Source organism: Stenotrophomonas sp. NRRL B-14846 (assembly GCF_050473585.1).
Classification (GTDB): Bacteria; Pseudomonadota; Gammaproteobacteria; order Xanthomonadales; family Xanthomonadaceae; genus Stenotrophomonas.
Genome location: NZ_JBFLUN010000022.1, coordinates 1,883,070 through 1,897,951, shown reverse-complemented (window position 1 = coordinate 1,897,951; position 14,882 = coordinate 1,883,070). Strand labels below are relative to the sequence as shown.

Sequence of the window (14,882 nt, the reverse complement as noted above, 5' to 3'; positions counted from 1 at the left end):
GGCTCGACTCTACAAAGGTGAAGTCGAGCGAGCTCGACTCTGCCGGGGCAGCGGTTACCATCGGAATCCCATACGCAGGAGCCGCCCATGCCCACCCTCGTTGCCCGCACGACCCTGTGCGCTGCACTGCTTGCAACCCCGGTGCTAGCGTTGGCCCAAGGCTCGATCCTGCCGCAGCAGCGTGACGCCGCCGGCAATGTGATGGAGCCATTGGGGCAGGTGCTGGAACAGAGCGGGCAGGGCGAGGCACGCATGCAGTACTGCACCCTCGATCGTGCCTGGTGCGTGCGGGTGCAGCCGGTGGCCGAGGACGGTGACCGTCCAACCTCGCTGGAGGTCTCTGAAAAGGTGGCCGGCGAAAGCAAACCGCATACCTACCACGTCAGCATCGACGTGCCGCAGGAAAGCGAGCTGTCGCTGTGGCCGTGGATCGTGCGGTTGGCGCCGGGCGTGGGCAGCGATGAAGCAGTCACCGATCCGCAGCAGCGTGCCCGCCAGAACGTGCTGGTGGGCGGCATCGTCAAGTTCAGTACGATGTACTCCGGTGGAGGTGCCGACGCGTCCACGCTGCAGCTGGCGCGCGTGCGCCACCTGCAGGACGACATCCAGGTGGACGACGACGTGCTGACCCTGCCATGGCTGGGCAATGCGATGATCCGCGCCTGTTTCAGCGAGCAGGACATGAAGCAGCGCGCCGGTGCCTGCCACGATGAGTACGGGTTCTCGGCAAGGCTGGCGCTGGATACGGCCGCCGGGGGCATGCCGGTGCTGCGCTACCAGACGGTGGCGACGCGGTTCCCGGCCGGTGCCTCACGCTTCGAGGATTCGCTGGCCAAGGGGCCGCTGAAGAAGAAGGACCTGCGCACCGAGCAGGACCCGGCGTGCAGCTACACGCGGCTGTTCCGCTTCAGTGATGGGGTGTTCCATCCCGACCAGGCGCTGCCGGACTGCGCGGGGTATACCGAACCGTGAACCTTGGATTGTAGCGTCGAGCCATGCTCGACTGGGTTTCGGACGGACCGCACGGAACGCCAGTCGGGCATGGCTCGACTCTACAAAAACTGCTGCCGCGCTTACTCGCAGCGGGTGGACGTGATGATGTTGTCCTTGTCCACGTATACGCGCAGGCGGTCGTGGCGGATGTCCTTGGTGGTGATGGTGTTGGGGCCGATCGGGTTGACCAGGCCGGCACCGCTCTCGCTGGACAGACGGCGGATGTTGGGTTCATTGGCCGGCTGGCCGATCGCCCAGCCGAGCTTGCTGGCGTCGCAGTGGCCGGTGCCCTTGACCTGCGGGCCCGGGGTGCTGACACAGGCCGACAGCAGCAGGGCAGAGGCCGGCAGCAACAGGGACAGACGGAATGCAGACATGCGAGCGCTCCTGCGCAGGGGAAGATGGCGGGAACGATAGCACCCGGCGCGCGAAAGGCGTCAGCGTCCTGGTCATTGCCGGCACAGCATGGTCATTGCATAGTGGGAGGGATGACTGGCAGCACGCCAGCGGGCAGGCCGGGCCATTCCGGTGCAGGTGCTGGATACGGTATGACGGCAGGCAGTTTCCGCGACAAGCGCAGGGCGATGATGGTACTTGCAGTGTCGGTGCTGGGCGTGGCATTTGCCGCCACCGCGGCCGAGCCAGTGCCGGCCGCAGCCGAGGAAGCGCCGGTGTTCGGTGCCTGGCGCAACCTGCAGACCGAATCCGGCTACGCGCCTGCGCAGCGCAACCTGGCCTTTGCCATGCTGCCGCAGGCGGCCACCCGCGGCGACCGTTTCGCCATCCTCGACCGTGAAGGCAAGCGGACAGTGTGCTGCCTGCAGGTGGCCAGCCCGTCGCTGGGCGTGGCGGCGCTGCGCGAGCAGTACCACCTGCCGCAGGCCTGGGTGACTGACCTGAGCAATGGCCGCAGCCCGGCGCGTCCTTATCTGCCGCATGTCTATGCGATGCAGCGAGTGGACGAACTGGCCGACTACGGCTTCGCCGATGTGCCCGGGGCCTACAGCGACCTGGGCGGGCTGCTGGTTCCCGAGGGTGCCGCCCTGGAGACCGATGGCAGTGCCGTCCTGCTGGGCGACAACCGTTATCCCCTGCATTTCCAGCGCCAGCCGCACGCCGATGACGATGGCGCGCTGGACCGCTACACCCTGCAGGGCGGCGACGGCGGGGCTCCGTTCGTGGTTGAAGTGCCGTTCGGCACCTACTGATTGCAGCACTGCACTGGCTAGAATGCAGCGCGGCGCCGTCTGCCGTGCCTGTTCCGTGAGTCGCTGCCGTGTCCCTGCACCCTTTGCTGCTGTCCTCCCTGCTGCTGTTGTCGGCCTGCGCCAGCGCGCCGCCGCCGGCCCATTCCGATGCGCTGTGGCGCCTGATCGAGCGTGACTGCAAGGCGGTGGAAGGGCCGCGTGGCAGCTGCCTGCGGGTGGAGACGGCGGCCGACCGCCGCGACGTGCTGGTCAAGGATGCGCACGGCGACTACCAGTTCCTGCTGATGCCGCTGGACAAGGTCAGTGGCATCGAGAGCCACGGCCTGTACCAGCGTGGGGCGCCCAATTATTTTGCGGCCGCCTGGCAGGCGCGCGGGCATACCGAACAGGCCCTGGGCCAGCCGCTGCCGCGCAGCGTGGCCAGCCTGGCGCTGAATTCGCCGCACGGCCGCTCGCAGCACCAGCTGCATATCCATGTCGACTGCCTGCGCGCGGATGTGCTGCAGGCACTGGATGCACATGCCGGTGCGCTCGGTCCGCGCTGGTCACCGGTGCCGGTGCCGCTGCGCGGGCATCAGTACCAGGCCTATCTGCTGCCCGGTGCGGAGCTGACCGCCAATCCGCTCAACCTGCTGGCCTATGGCCTGAGCGGCGTGGGCGATGTGGGCCAGTGGAGCCTGGTGGTGGCCGGACGCGATGACGTGCAGGGCGGCCCCGGCTTCATCCTGCTGGCCACCCGCGTGGATGCCGCCAGCGGCAACGATGCCAGCGGCGAAGAGCTGCAGGACCACGCCTGCACGGCGCTGACCGGCGCGGGTGCGGCACTGGAACGGGTGCGTTAACCGATCCGTTGCTGGCAGCTGTGCCAGGCCGGTGCTGTAAGCGCCAGCAATTGGCGGTCATGCCATCCCTGCGCGTCCAGGTGGTAATCGCGCAGGATCCCTTCGCGGATGAACCCATGGGCGTGCAGCGCCTGGGCAAACGGGGTGGTGCAGCCTGGCGGCAGCAGCACGAAGAGGCGGTGCAGGCCGACATCGTCGAACAGGAACGGGCACAGTGCCCTCAGTGCCGCCTGCGGATGGGCGTGCCGGTGCTGCAGCGATTGCAGCTCGGCGCAGCGCGAATGCAGCGACTGCAGGCGGATATGCAGCTGGTCGTGCAGGACGCCCTGCGCGTCGTCGAACACGCCCAGCACCAGCAGGTCGTTGTCTTCCTGGAGGCGTGAACGATAGACGCTGGCGAGGAACCGCGCCTCTTCATCAATGCCATGGGGATGCCGCTGGCCACGCTGGCGACGGTCGTCGAAGGCGCGCCAGCGTGGCAGGTCGGTGCGCTGGAACGAACGCAGGGTGATGGGCGTGGCCTGGAGGTGCAGCAAGTGGCGGCGCAGGACGGGTCGCAGCGGAGCGAAGTGGTTGGAAGGGGCGCTGTTGGTCATCCCGGCACGATGCGCATCACGGATGCGCCAGGCCATGCAATTCATTGCAAAAGCGTGGCGGTGCCGGGAACTGGTCTGATTCGGTTCAGGCATAAGCCCATCAGGGCTGGTCATTTCCGTTGAAACCACCCATTCAGGACACTTTCGTTACGGGATCGTTATGTGCCGCACAGGCCACGGCTCCCCGTACCACCCGCCCACTCCTCCAGGAAGCCCATGTCCGCCTCCCACAAGGCGATGCGCCCGCGTCCGCTGGTGCTCGCGCTGTCGTCCCTGATGCTGGTCTCGCTGCCGGCCTTCGCGCAGGAAAGCGCACCCACCACACTGCAGGAAGTGAAGGTCACCGGCTCGCGCATTCCACGTGCCAGTGTCGAGGGGCCATCGCCGGTGACGGTGATCAGCCGTGAGCAGATCGATGCGCAGGGTTACCGCAATGCCTTCGACGCCCTGAGTGCACTGACCGAGAACACCGGCAACGTGCAGGGCGAGGACTTCGGCAATACGTTCACGCCGGCCGCCAACACCATCAACCTGCGTGGCCTGGGCCCGAACCGCACGCTGGTGCTGGTCAACGGTCGTCGCCAGGCCGACTACCCGCTGGCCTACGAGGGCTCGGTGAACGTGGTCAACCTGGCCAACATTCCCAGCGCACTGATCGAGCGCATCGAAGTGCTGGCCGCCGGTGCGTCAGCGGTCTATGGCTCCGACGCCATTGCCGGTGTGGTCAACATCATCCTCAAGGACCGCTTCGAGGGCGTGGACGTGAACGTGCGCGCCGGTGGCACCCAACAGGGCGGTGGCGACAACCAGCGCGTGCAGGTGGTCGGCGGCAGTTCCGGCGAACGCTGGGACGGCCTGTTCGGTTTCGAGTTCGATGTGCGCAAGGCGATCCACGCGCGCCAGCGCGACTTCATGGATTCGCTGGACGATGACCCGGCTGGCAAGGCACCGCAGGCAACGGCGATCGCCTATCGGCGCAATGCGGCCACCGGTCGCAACATCGATCCGGGCGTCACCGGCTGCGACGCCGCGTCGGGCATCTATGGCGGCAGCGTGTTCCGCGTCAACAACCCGCGCCAGGGGTGGTACTGCGGCAGCAACGAGGCCGCCGCCAGCTACTGGACCGTGCAGACCGAGAAGCGCAACCTCAATGGTTATGGCCTGCTGACCTTCCATCTGGACGAGCACACCGACCTGTTCGCCGACCTGGCGGTGGGCAGCGCACGCATCAGCAACAACACCCGCGCCCCGACCTGGACGTCGTCGCGCAACTACTTCTACAACCAGAACACCGGAAACCTGGAGAGCTGGTACCGCCGGTTCGCGCCAGAGGAGATCGGGGGCCTGCCGCGCAACGCCAACCGGTTCCTGGAGAACTCGTGGTCGTTCAACGTGGGCGCGCGCGGCCAGATCGGCGACAGCGGCTGGGACTATGAAGCGGTCTACAGCCGGTCGCGCTATGAGAACCGGACGCGCCGCCCGGTGCTGCTGGCCGGCATCAACGAGTACCTGCTCGGCCCGCAGCTGGGCGTGCGCAACGGCGTGGAAGTCTATGCACCGGATCCCTCGCGCCTGTTCCAGCCGTTGACGCCGAACGAATACGAGGGCCTTTCCGGCTACCAGGAAAGCCGCAACGCGGCGTGGCTGCAGACCTTCAGCGCCAGCGTCAACGGCCGCCTGTTCGCGCTGCCCGGCGGCGATGCTGCGCTGGCAGCGGTGGTCGAGGCGGGCAGCCAGGGCTACCGCAACCGCCCGGACCCGCGCCTGGGCACCGGCGAGTTCTGGAACACCAGCGCTGGTATCGGTGCCGGTGGTGATCGTGACCGCTATGCGGCCGGCGTGGAGCTGCAGTTGCCATTGCTGAAATCGCTGACCACGACGCTGGCCGGTCGCTATGACCAGTACCGCGCCGGCGGCGAGCACATCGGCAAGGCGACCTGGAGCTTCGGCGTCGAGTTCCGCCCGATCGAGAGCCTGTTGATCCGCGGCTCTGCTGCGACCAGCTTCCGTGCGCCGGACATGAACTACGTGTTCGCCACCGAGACCCGCGGCTACAACCCGGGCATGACCGACTACTGGCGCTGCCGCACCGCAGGCCAGTCGTACGACAACTGCGACTACAACGGCCTGTCGATCGACTACAGCAACCGTGCCAACGCGCAGCTGCAGCCGGAAACCGCCAAGTCCTATGGTTTCGGCGTGGTCTGGTCGCCGCTGTCCGGGCTGGATTTCAGTGCCGACTACTACGACATCCGCATCGACAACGAAGTCACCAGCCTCGACACCAGCCGCATCCTGCGTGACGAGGCCGATTGCCGCCTGGGCCGCACGCTGGGTGGCGAAACACGCGATATCGGTTCGCCGTTGTGCCAGGACGCGCTGTCGCGGGTGATCCGCAATCCGTCCACTGCCACGGTACAGCCGGACCAGGTGACCCGCGTGCTGATCAACCCGATCAACGCGGCCTCCGAGTCGGTGCGTGGCCTGGATCTGAAGGGCAACTGGCGCTTCGATGCTGGCCGCTACGGCCGCTTCACCACGCGCCTGGCCTACACCGTGGTGCTGGAGCACACGTACCGGCAGTTCTCCGATGACCCGGAGCGTGACATCCGCAACTCGCTGGATGACTACCAGTGGCGCAGCAAGGCCAACGGCAGCATCACCTGGAACCAGGGTGACTGGACCACCACGCTGTATGGCAACCGCTTCGGTTCGCTGCCGAAGACCGATGGCAGCGGCCGCATCGCGCCGTACATGACCTACAACGCCAGCGTGTTCCGCCAGTTCGGCGAGAATCTGTCGGTGGGTGTGATCGTCAACAACCTGCGTGACAGCCGCCCGCCGGCGGACAGGAACGGAGGTGGCTGGCCGTTCTATCCGGTCGGCAACTACGACCCGTATGGCCGCCAGTACTGGCTGCAGCTGGACTACCGGTTCCGCTGATCCGGTTGGCAAACAGAAGGCCCGGCAATGCCGGGCCTTCTGCTGTGTCGATATCCGCTGCGATGGCGCGCGCTGGTCGCCTAGGGCAGCGCCTGCTGCAGGTACGACTCGATGACGTAGCTGAAGGGCTGCTTCTGGCGGTCGCGCAGCAGGGCGCGCACTTCCAGGATCACGCCGTGGTCGCCTTCACCGCGCGGCGGCCAGAACGTCTGGTCGGCCAATGTCTGGCGCTGGAAGCCGAGCGGGCCGACCACGCGGCCGAAGGGTTCGTCACTGCTGTCCAGCACCTGGTTCATGGCTGGGCTGAGATGGCCGGGCAGGTACCAGTTGTCGGCCTCGGAGAGCACGCGGCTGCCACAGACCAGCTGCACGCGGCGGTAGCGCAGCTCGGTGCCGGGTTTCGCACCCAGTGCCTGCAGCACGTCGGCCGGTGCCGTCTTGTCCTGGCCGTGCACGCGCACCGCGCGCACCCGGGCCTGTTCGGCCAGGCCGTGCTCGGCGCACCAGTGTTCCAGGGTGGCGGTCGCGCTCTGCCCGGACAGCACGCGCTGGTGCAGGCGCTCGACCAACGCCGCCGGGGCGATGCGCTGTTGGCCAGGCGGCGCCTGCAGCGGCGCGGTGGCGGCCGCATCAGTGGCGGACAGGCTGGCGATCGGGGCAGCAGCCAGCAGGGACGCGGCCTGCCAGCGGCGGAGGCGATCGTGGCGGTCGGACGGGCCCATGCGGCATCACAGCGGAAACAGGCGCCCATGTTACCCGTTCAGGGGTGTGCACGGCGTGGCTGCGACCGGTTGTCGCAGGGGGAATCATCGTTCTGATGAATGCGTGGTATCCAGATATTTCGTTGGCCGATGGCGGTGCCGGCGCGCAGGATGGCGGCCATGACTTGGCTTTCCGGGAGTTTCCGATGACGCTTCAGTTCGTCCACGGTGCGGTGGACCGCGCCGGCGCACCGCTGCATTTCCATATCCGTGAGGGGCGCATCCACGGCCTCAATGGCGCTGCCGTGCCGGCCGAAGGGGCGGAAAGCGTCGACTTGCAGGGCTATGCCGTCCTGCCGGGCCTGGTTGACGGCCACATTCATCTGGACAAGAGCTTTGTCGGCGACCGCTGGCACCCGCACCAGCCGGTGAACAGCCTGCGCGAGCGGCTGGCGGTGGAAAAGGCCGCCGTGGCGGCCGCCGCGCCGATGGTGGACCGCGCCGAGGCCTTGATCCGCCAATGCAGTGGCTTCGGCACCGTGGCGATGCGCTGTCACGTCGATATCGACGGCAGCACCGGTCTGCGCCACCTCGAGGCCGTACGCGAAGCGGCGCTGCGCTGTGCCGACATCATGCGCATCCAGCTGGTGGCGTTCCCGCAGGCCGGGGTGATGTCCTGCCCGGGTACGGCCGCCGTGCTGGAGCAGGCGCTTTCCGCGGGCGTGGAAGTGCTCGGCGGCATCGACCCGACCACGCTCGATGGTGATGCCGAAGGCCAACTGGCGTTGCTGTTCGGTCTGGCTGAACGTTATGGCGTGCAGCTGGACATCCATCTGCACGAGCCCGGTGAGACCGGCCTGGCCCAGCTGCTGCGCATCGCCGCGCGGACGCGGGCCGCCGGGCTGCAGGGGCGCGTTGCGGTCAGCCATGCCTATGCGCTGGGTGAAGTGCCGCTGGCACGCGCGCTGCAGGTGGCCGAGGCGCTGGCGACGGCGGGCGTGGCGATCATGAGCAATGCACCGGGCGACCATCCGTTCCCGCCGCTGCGTGCGCTGCATGACGCCGGCGTGCGCGTGTTCGCCGGCAACGACAACATCCGCGACTGCTGGTGGCCGTACGGCAACGGCGACCTGCTGCAGCGGGCGATGCTGCTGGGCTACCGCTCGGGCTTCTACACCGATGCCGATCTGATGCTGGCGCTGGACATGGTCACCACCCATGCCGCGCAGGTGATCGGGCTGCCGCAATACGGTATTGCCGAAGGCCAGCCGGCGACGTTCGTGGCGGTGCGTGCCGACCACGGTCCGGCGGCCGTGGCTGCAGTGCCGGTGGAGCGCCGCGTGGTAGTTGATGGCCGCTGGCTGTAGATCCACGCCGTGCGTGGATGACTGTGGCCGCGCGGTGGTTCCACCCATCACGCCACGCCAGTTCCGATTGCGCCGAGCCATGCTCGGCGGCTTCTCAGGCGTAATCGTCGGCGCGGGTAGCGACGAACTCTTCCAGCCAGGCCAGCAGATGGGCGATGTCGATGACCTCACCCTGTTCGACGCGCTTGAGCAGCAGTGTGCTGACGCCAATCTGCAAGCTGCTGTCGGCGTAGCGCAGCACTGCGTCAATGCCCCAGGCATCGGTGACCTGCATCCAGGCCAGGCCGGGCACGCGTTGGGCCAGGGTATCGCCGAACGCCACGCCCAGTGCTTCCCAGCCGTCGCAGTCGTCACGATCGATCAGCTCGGCATCGACCACCCGCTGCAGCGTGGTGGCCGCCAGTGGCCATTGCACCGGCAGCGTCGGAAAGCCGGCGGCCACGCGCGCGGCGATCAGCGAGCGCTGGTGCTGCAGGTGCGTCTGCAGGGCGGCGGGCAGGGGGTCGAAGCGGGCCGGGGTTTCGTCGGACATCACAAAGCGCCGTGGAGCACGGAAACAGCGCGCACTATAGGGGGAGACGCGTGATTTCCGTGCGACAGGCGTGATCAGGTTTCGATGCTCAATGCGCGGATTTCATCCGTACGTGGCGTGGATCTGCAGTGCAGTGCTCAATCCGGTTCGCGCTGTACCTGCCGCCACAGCTCGCTGGCCAGCGCACGCACCGCATCATCGGCATCGGCGCGATGCAGCAGGCCGATCTCGTAGTTGTCGATCACCGGCAGGTCGCGCTCACCATCGATGATGCGGTGATCGCGGGCAACCGCACGGCGCGGCAGCAGGCTGATGCCGATGCCGTCGGCGACCGCCCCCTGGATGCCGCTGAGCGAGGAACTGGTGAAGGCAATGCGCCAACGCAGGCCCAGCGCCTCGACGGCGTGGATCATCTCGTCGCGGTACAGCCCGCGGGGTGGGAACGTGACCAGTGGCAGCGGGTCCTGCAGCAGGCAACTGCTGCGCAGGCTGTCGATCCAGTGCATCGGCTCGCGGCGGCAGTGCACCGCCTGGCGGCTGTTGCGCCGCTGCTTGACCAGCACAAGATCCAGTTCGCCGTGGTCGAAGCCGTGCGCCAGGTCGCGGCTGAGGCCGCTGCTGATTTCCAGTTTCACCTGTGGGTGGCGGCGGCTGAAAGCGGCCAGCATGCGTGTGGTCTGCGCGTTGACGAAGTCCTCGGGGACACCGATGCGCACCGCGGTTTCCACCGTGGCGCCCGCCAGCGCCTGTGCCATTTCCTCGTTCAGGTCGAGCATGCGCCGCGCGTAGCCGAGCAGGGTGTGGCCGGCGTCGGTGGGGTGCACATCGCGGTGCCCGCGCTCGAGCAGGCGATGTCCGGCCAACTCCTCCAGCCGGCGCACCTTCTGGCTGACCGTGGACTGGGTCGAATGCAGGCGCGTAGCCGCCGTGGTGAAGCTGCCGCAGTCGGCCACCATCACCAGCGCCCGCAGCAGGTCCAGTTCGAACAGGGTTCTATTCGATTTGGCACTGTCTTGCATTTGAACATTTCACTTCTGGATACCCAGGCCGACTTCTACCATGCAGGACAGGGGCCGGCAATGCCCGGCTGTTGCTACCGTCGCCCGGCGTTCCGAGGCGACGGACAGGAGGAAACACCGTCATGCGCTTTCATCGCTCCCCCGCCTGGCCTGCGTCGTTCACGCGCGTGCTGTTGCTGTGCCTGCTGGCCATGGTCACCCCTGCCTGCACGGCCACGCCCAGGGCTGACACGGATGCGCGCCTGCGGGACGCCGCCAGCCGGGGCGACGCCGATGCGGTGCGGCAGGCAATCGAAGATGGCGCCACGCTGGAGGCGCGCGATGGCCAGGGCCGTACCGCGCTGCTGCTGGCCACGCATGGCAACAATGTAGACGCCGCGCGTGAACTGATCGAAGCCGGCGCCGACGTCAATGCCAAGGACGCCATGCAAGACAGCGCCTACCTGTACGCCGGCGCGCGTGGACTGGACGAGATCCTGGCGATGACGCTGGCGCATGGCGCCGACCTGCGCAGCACCAACCGCTACGGCGGCACCGCCTTGATTCCCGCCGCCGAGCGCGGCCACGTCGCCACCGTGCGCACGCTGCTGCGCGCGGGCGTGGCGGTCGATCATGTCAACCGCCTGCACTGGACCGCGCTGCTGGAAGCGATCCTGCTCGGCGATGGCGGCGCGCGCCACGCACAGATCGTGCAGCTGCTGCTGGATGCCGGTGCCGACCCGGAGCTGGCCGATGGCGATGGCGTAACGCCGCTGGCCCATGCACGCCAGCGCGGCTATACCGGAATTGAAACCCTGCTGCGCCAGCACGGCGCGGTGCGCTGAACCCCAACCCTTCCACCCGCACGCGGGTCGTACCTACCAGGATGCCGTCCATGTTCCGTTCCCGTCCGCTGTCCCTTGCCATCCTTCTTGCGGTGGCCCCGTTGTCGGCCGCCGCCGCCGAGCGCGCCGACCTGCTGATCCGCAATGCCACCGTGGTCGATGTCGAGCACGCCAGCACGCTGGCCGGGCAGAGCGTGGTGATCCGGGGCGAGGACATCGTCGCCGTCGGTCCGGATGCACAGCTGCGCAGCCAGTGGAGCGCGGCCCGCCAGATCGATGCCAAGGGCAAATACCTGATCCCGGGCCTGTGGGACATGCATGTGCACTTCGGTGGCGGCCCGGCGCTGATCGAAGAGAACAAGGCGCTGCTGCCGCTGTACATCGCGCACGGCATCACCACGGTGCGCGATTGCTCCGGTGATCTTCCCGAACAGGTGCTGCAGTGGCGTGGCGAGATCGCCAAGGGCACGCTGTTCGGCCCGCGCCTGCTCAGCTCCGGCGCGAAGATCGAAGGCATCAAGCCGGTCTGGAAGGGCACGATCGAAGTGGGCAGCGAGGCCGACGTCGACAAGGCGATCACCCGCCTGCAGCACGACAAGGTCGATTTCGTGAAGATCACCGACAGCACGTTGAAGCCGGAACTGTTCCTGTACTCGGCCAGTGCCGCACGCAAGGCCGGCTTCAAGGCGTCGGGTCACATTCCGATGGCGCTGACCGTGGAGCAGGCGGTCGATGCCGGCCTGGCCTCGATCGAGCACCTGGACTATGCATTCAAGGCCGGCAGCAAGGACGAAGCGCAGATCGCCGCCGACTTCGGTGCCGGCCGCATCGACCGCGCCGAAGCCAATCGGCGCCTCGACGCCAGCTTCGACCGCGACACTGCGATGCACGCGTACCGCGATTTCGCAAAGCGCGGCGTATTCGTGACCCCGACCCTCAACGGCGGCCGCATCCTCGACTACCTCGACCAGGATGATCACGCCAACGATCCGTACCTGGCCTACATCGGCCCGGGCCTGCGTGCGACCTACCAGTGGCGCGTGGACCGTGCCGCCAAGGCCACGCCGGCACAGATCGAAGCGCGCCACGCGCAGTACCACCAGGTGGCGGCGGTGCTGCCGATGCTGCAGGAAGCCGGCGTGACGATCATCGCCGGCACCGATGCAGGCTTCCTCAATTCGTTCAACTTCCCGGGCATCGCCCTGCACCAGGAACTGCAGCTGTTCGTGAAGGAGGGCCTGAGCGCGCCACAGGCGCTGTCGGCGGCGACCCGTTCCGGCCCGGCCTGGCTCGGCCAGATGGACCGCTACGGTGGTGTCGCGCAGGGCAAGGCCGCCGATCTGGTGCTGCTGACCGCCAACCCGCTGCATGACATCGCCGCCACCGAAAAGATCGACAGTGTGATCCTGCGCGGCAACGTGTATGACCGCGCCGCGCTGGACAAGATGCTGGCCGATACCAAGGCCAAGGTCGCGGCGTGGAATGCAGAGGCTGCGAAGGCGCAATGATGGACAGGGTCAGAGCCCTTCCCCGTGGGAAGGGATCCGACCCTGGGGCCCCGAACGGAATCCACGCCATGCGTGGATGATGCGGCCGGTGGCCTAGCGCGGTGCCGGCCGCATTCCGTGCAGCTGCGGCAATGCGGCCTTCATCGCTTCGATGAAGGCGCGCAGCCGCGGCGGCTGCTGGCGCGCGGCCGGAAACACAACGTGCACCGGCAGTGCCGGCGCCTGCCAGTCCGGCAGCAACTGCACCAGCCGCCCGTGTGCGAGGTCGTCGGCCACCAGCCAGGCCGAGACCACGGCGGCGCCCAACCCAGCACGCGCAGCCTGCTGTACCACGAACAGGTTGTCGCTGAGCAGGCGCGGGCTGATCGAAAGGGTATGCGCGCGGCCCTGCGCGTCATGCAGCAGCAGGCGTTCGCGATAGTAGGTGACCAATGAGATCCACGGCAGTGCCTGCGCCTGTTCCGGTGTGCTGATCGCGGTGGCCTGCACCAGCGAGGGCGCTGCCACGACGATGCGCGGCACTTCGGCGAGCGGCAGTGCAACCATGCGCGGTTCGTCGACCGGCCCCACCCGCACCGCGCAGTCGATGCCTTCCGCGATGAAATCCGGGCGACGATCTTCAAGGATCCACTCCAGGCTCAGCTGTGGGTGCTGGGCGAGGAACGCGAGCATGGTCGGCAGCAGCTGCGCCTGGCCGAACGCGTGCGGCACCATCACCCGCAGGCGTCCGCGCAGCGTTTCCGGTTCGCCGTGCAGTTCGGCCTGCAGCGACTCCCATTCGTCGACCACGCGTTGCGCATGGCGCTGGCAGCGCAGGCCATCTTCGGTCAGCTGCAGGCCGTGGGTGGAGCGCTGCAACAGGCGCAGGCCGAGCTGCCGCTCCAGTGCCTGCAGGCGTCGGCTGACCGTCGGCTGGGTGGTGCCCAGCTGCACGGCCGCAGCAGACAGGCTGCCGGCATCGACGATGCGCAGGAAGGTGCGCAGCAGATCCAGGCGATCGGCGCCGTTGGCGAGGTCATTCATGCGTATCACGTATGAAGGGTATGTGCGCGAGCCTACTACAGACGCCTGGTGAATCCGGGGAGGATACGCCCACTTCCTCCACCGGACTCCCCCATGTCTACCCCCTCGTTGTCTGTCGCCGCCGCACCTGCGACCGCGCCTTCCACCCCGTTGGTGCTGGCGATGGCGGCCGGCGCCGCCTTCTCGGTCGCCTCGCTGTACTACAGCCAGCCGATGCTGGGCCTGATCGCCCAGGACCTCGGCGCAGGTGAGCGCGCCGCCGGCCTGGTGCCGACCCTGACCCAGCTCGGCTATGCGCTGGGTATCCTGCTGCTGGCACCGCTGGGCGACCGCTTCGACCGCCGCAACCTCATTCTGCTGAAGTCCGCATTGCTGGCGCTGGCACTGGGCGCCGCAGCGATGGCCGGGCACCTGCCGGGCCTGCTGATGGCCAGCCTGCTGGTCGGGCTGATGGCTACGCTGGCGCAGGACATCGTGCCGGCCGCTGCGGTGCTGGCGCCGGATGCACAACGCGGACAGATCGTCGGCCGGGTGATGACCGGCCTGCTGCTCGGCATCCTGCTGTCGCGCGTGGTCAGTGGCGTGGTGGCTGAAGCATGGGGTTGGCGCACGCAGTTCGTACTGGCCGCGGTATCGGTGGCGGCGATGGGCGCGGTGATGGCGCGTGCGCTGCCGCGTTTCGCACCGACCAGCACGCTGCGCTATCCGGCGTTGTTGGGTTCGTTGCTGGCGTTGTGGCGCGAGCAGCCGCAGCTGCGCCGTGCGGTGGCCAGCCAGTCGCTGCTGGCGGTCGGCTTCAGTGCGTTCTGGTCGACGCTGGCGCTGATGCTGCATGCCCGCCTGGGCCTGGGCAGTGCGGCGGCGGGTGCGTTCGGTATTGCGGGTGCGGCTGGTGCGCTGGCCGCGCCGTTCGCCGGCCGTTTCGCCGATCGCCTGGGGTGCCATGCGGTGGCACGGCTGGCGATCGCGGTGGCGCTTTTGGGCTTCGGCCTGCTGCTGGCCGAAGCCTGGTTGCCGGCTACTGCGTTGTTGCCGCTGCTGGTGGTGAGTGCGCTGCTGTTCGACTTCGGTTTCCAGTCGGCGTTGGTGGCGCACCAGACCCTGGTCTATGGCCTGGTGCCGCCGGCACGCAGCCGGCTCAATGCGCTGCTGTTCACCGGCATGTTCATCGGCATGGCCGCCGGTGGTGCGCTGGGCAGCCTGGCGCTGGCGCAGTGGGGGTGGCACGGCGTGGCCTGGCTGGCGGTGGTGTGTGCGGGCGGCAGCCTGCTGCTGCGTTTGAAGTAGGGGTGGTGTTCGGCAGGGCTTGCAGCCCTGCACCTGCTG

14 protein-coding genes are annotated in these 14,882 nt (G+C 67.9%); 8 read left to right on the top strand and 6 right to left on the bottom strand.

Annotated features, from left to right (window positions below):
- Positions 1-87: 87 nt before the first annotated feature.
- A complete protein-coding gene (locus AB1281_RS10970; RefSeq protein ID WP_430345909.1) occupies positions 88-972 on the top strand; it encodes a hypothetical protein in 885 nt (294 codons plus the stop codon).
- A gap of 101 nt (positions 973-1,073) precedes the next feature.
- Here AB1281_RS10970 and AB1281_RS10965 read toward each other — a convergent pair whose 3' ends face one another.
- Entirely contained in the window at positions 1,074-1,370 is a 297-nt protein-coding gene (locus tag AB1281_RS10965) for a hypothetical protein (RefSeq protein WP_430345908.1), read from the bottom strand.
- A gap of 171 nt (positions 1,371-1,541) precedes the next feature.
- Between AB1281_RS10965 and AB1281_RS10960 the strand changes: the two genes are divergently transcribed.
- Both AB1281_RS10960 and AB1281_RS10955 read left to right on the top strand, forming a co-directional pair.
- Positions 1,542-2,201 (top strand): decarboxylase, encoded by a 660-nt coding sequence (locus tag AB1281_RS10960; protein ID WP_430345907.1) that lies wholly within the window; start codon positions 1,542-1,544, stop codon positions 2,199-2,201.
- 68 nt (positions 2,202-2,269) lie between these two features.
- A complete protein-coding gene (locus AB1281_RS10955) occupies positions 2,270-3,043 on the top strand; it encodes a CDP-diacylglycerol diphosphatase (protein WP_430345906.1) in 774 nt (257 codons plus the stop codon).
- Here the strand turns inward: AB1281_RS10955 and AB1281_RS10950 are convergent.
- The gene (locus AB1281_RS10950; protein ID WP_430345905.1) at positions 3,040-3,675 is read right to left on the bottom strand and encodes a GNAT family N-acetyltransferase; all 636 of its coding nucleotides are present in this window, start codon (positions 3,673-3,675) and stop codon (positions 3,040-3,042) included. The two genes, AB1281_RS10955 and AB1281_RS10950, sit on opposite strands and share 4 nt — an antisense overlap.
- Positions 3,676-3,855: 180 nt before the next feature.
- Between AB1281_RS10950 and AB1281_RS10945 the strand changes: the two genes are divergently transcribed.
- Positions 3,856-6,582: a TonB-dependent receptor plug domain-containing protein gene (locus AB1281_RS10945; protein WP_430345904.1), complete on the top strand. Its 2,727-nt coding sequence runs from the start codon at positions 3,856-3,858 to the stop codon at positions 6,580-6,582.
- A gap of 80 nt (positions 6,583-6,662) precedes the next feature.
- On the opposite strand, the gene AB1281_RS10940 is transcribed toward AB1281_RS10945, so the two are convergent.
- Positions 6,663-7,304, bottom strand: a complete 642-nt coding sequence (locus AB1281_RS10940) for a hypothetical protein (protein ID WP_430345903.1) — start codon at positions 7,302-7,304, stop codon at positions 6,663-6,665.
- Between the two features lie 185 nt (positions 7,305-7,489).
- Here AB1281_RS10940 and AB1281_RS10935 point away from each other — a divergent pair, with 185 nt between their 5' ends.
- Positions 7,490-8,650 carry an amidohydrolase family protein gene (locus AB1281_RS10935; RefSeq protein ID WP_430345902.1) on the top strand — a complete coding sequence of 387 codons (1,161 nt, stop codon included), beginning with the start codon at positions 7,490-7,492 and terminating at the stop codon, positions 8,648-8,650.
- Between the two features lie 94 nt (positions 8,651-8,744).
- Here the strand turns inward: AB1281_RS10935 and AB1281_RS10930 are convergent, their stop codons facing one another.
- Positions 8,745-9,182 (bottom strand): DUF3806 domain-containing protein, encoded by a 438-nt coding sequence (locus AB1281_RS10930; RefSeq protein WP_430345901.1) that lies wholly within the window; start codon positions 9,180-9,182, stop codon positions 8,745-8,747.
- Positions 9,183-9,319: 137 nt separating this feature from the next.
- Positions 9,320-10,201, bottom strand: a complete 882-nt coding sequence (locus AB1281_RS10925; protein WP_014037545.1) for a LysR substrate-binding domain-containing protein — start codon at positions 10,199-10,201, stop codon at positions 9,320-9,322.
- Between the two features lie 122 nt (positions 10,202-10,323).
- Here AB1281_RS10925 and AB1281_RS10920 point away from each other — a divergent pair, with 122 nt between their 5' ends.
- Together AB1281_RS10920 and AB1281_RS10915 are read left to right on the top strand one after the other, a co-directional pair.
- The gene (locus AB1281_RS10920; protein WP_430345900.1) at positions 10,324-11,025 is read left to right on the top strand and encodes an ankyrin repeat domain-containing protein; all 702 of its coding nucleotides are present in this window, start codon (positions 10,324-10,326) and stop codon (positions 11,023-11,025) included.
- A 50-nt stretch (positions 11,026-11,075) separates the two neighbouring features.
- Positions 11,076-12,533 (top strand): amidohydrolase family protein, encoded by a 1,458-nt coding sequence (locus tag AB1281_RS10915; RefSeq protein ID WP_430345899.1) that lies wholly within the window; start codon positions 11,076-11,078, stop codon positions 12,531-12,533.
- A 93-nt stretch (positions 12,534-12,626) separates the two neighbouring features.
- Here the strand turns inward: AB1281_RS10915 and AB1281_RS10910 are convergent, their stop codons facing one another.
- Positions 12,627-13,556: a LysR family transcriptional regulator gene (locus AB1281_RS10910; RefSeq protein ID WP_430345898.1), complete on the bottom strand. Its 930-nt coding sequence runs from the start codon at positions 13,554-13,556 to the stop codon at positions 12,627-12,629.
- 93 nt (positions 13,557-13,649) lie between these two features.
- On the opposite strand from AB1281_RS10910, the gene AB1281_RS10905 reads away from it, so the two are divergent.
- On the top strand, positions 13,650-14,843 hold the full coding sequence (locus AB1281_RS10905; RefSeq protein WP_430345897.1) for an MFS transporter: 1,194 nt from the start codon (positions 13,650-13,652) through the stop codon (positions 14,841-14,843).
- The last annotated feature ends 39 nt before the right edge of the window (positions 14,844-14,882 follow it).

Excerpts from the sequence above, each read along its gene's own strand:
- AB1281_RS10970 (WP_430345909.1), top strand. The coding sequence starts at position 88 with ATGCCCACCCTCGTTGCCCGCACGACCCTGTGCGCTGCACTGCTTGCA.
- AB1281_RS10965 (WP_430345908.1), bottom strand. The coding sequence starts at position 1,370 with ATGTCTGCATTCCGTCTGTCCCTGTTGCTGCCGGCCTCTGCCCTGCTG.
- AB1281_RS10960 (WP_430345907.1), top strand. The coding sequence starts at position 1,542 with ATGACGGCAGGCAGTTTCCGCGACAAGCGCAGGGCGATGATGGTACTT.
- AB1281_RS10950 (WP_430345905.1), bottom strand. The coding sequence starts at position 3,675 with ATGGCCTGGCGCATCCGTGATGCGCATCGTGCCGGGATGACCAACAGC.
- AB1281_RS10945 (WP_430345904.1), top strand. The coding sequence starts at position 3,856 with ATGTCCGCCTCCCACAAGGCGATGCGCCCGCGTCCGCTGGTGCTCGCG.
- AB1281_RS10940 (WP_430345903.1), bottom strand. The coding sequence starts at position 7,304 with ATGGGCCCGTCCGACCGCCACGATCGCCTCCGCCGCTGGCAGGCCGCG.
- AB1281_RS10935 (WP_430345902.1), top strand. The coding sequence starts at position 7,490 with ATGACGCTTCAGTTCGTCCACGGTGCGGTGGACCGCGCCGGCGCACCG.
- AB1281_RS10930 (WP_430345901.1), bottom strand. The coding sequence starts at position 9,182 with ATGTCCGACGAAACCCCGGCCCGCTTCGACCCCCTGCCCGCCGCCCTG.
- AB1281_RS10925 (WP_014037545.1), bottom strand. The coding sequence starts at position 10,201 with ATGCAAGACAGTGCCAAATCGAATAGAACCCTGTTCGAACTGGACCTG.
- AB1281_RS10920 (WP_430345900.1), top strand. The coding sequence starts at position 10,324 with ATGCGCTTTCATCGCTCCCCCGCCTGGCCTGCGTCGTTCACGCGCGTG.
- AB1281_RS10915 (WP_430345899.1), top strand. The coding sequence starts at position 11,076 with ATGTTCCGTTCCCGTCCGCTGTCCCTTGCCATCCTTCTTGCGGTGGCC.
- AB1281_RS10910 (WP_430345898.1), bottom strand. The coding sequence starts at position 13,556 with ATGAATGACCTCGCCAACGGCGCCGATCGCCTGGATCTGCTGCGCACC.
- AB1281_RS10905 (WP_430345897.1), top strand. The coding sequence starts at position 13,650 with ATGTCTACCCCCTCGTTGTCTGTCGCCGCCGCACCTGCGACCGCGCCT.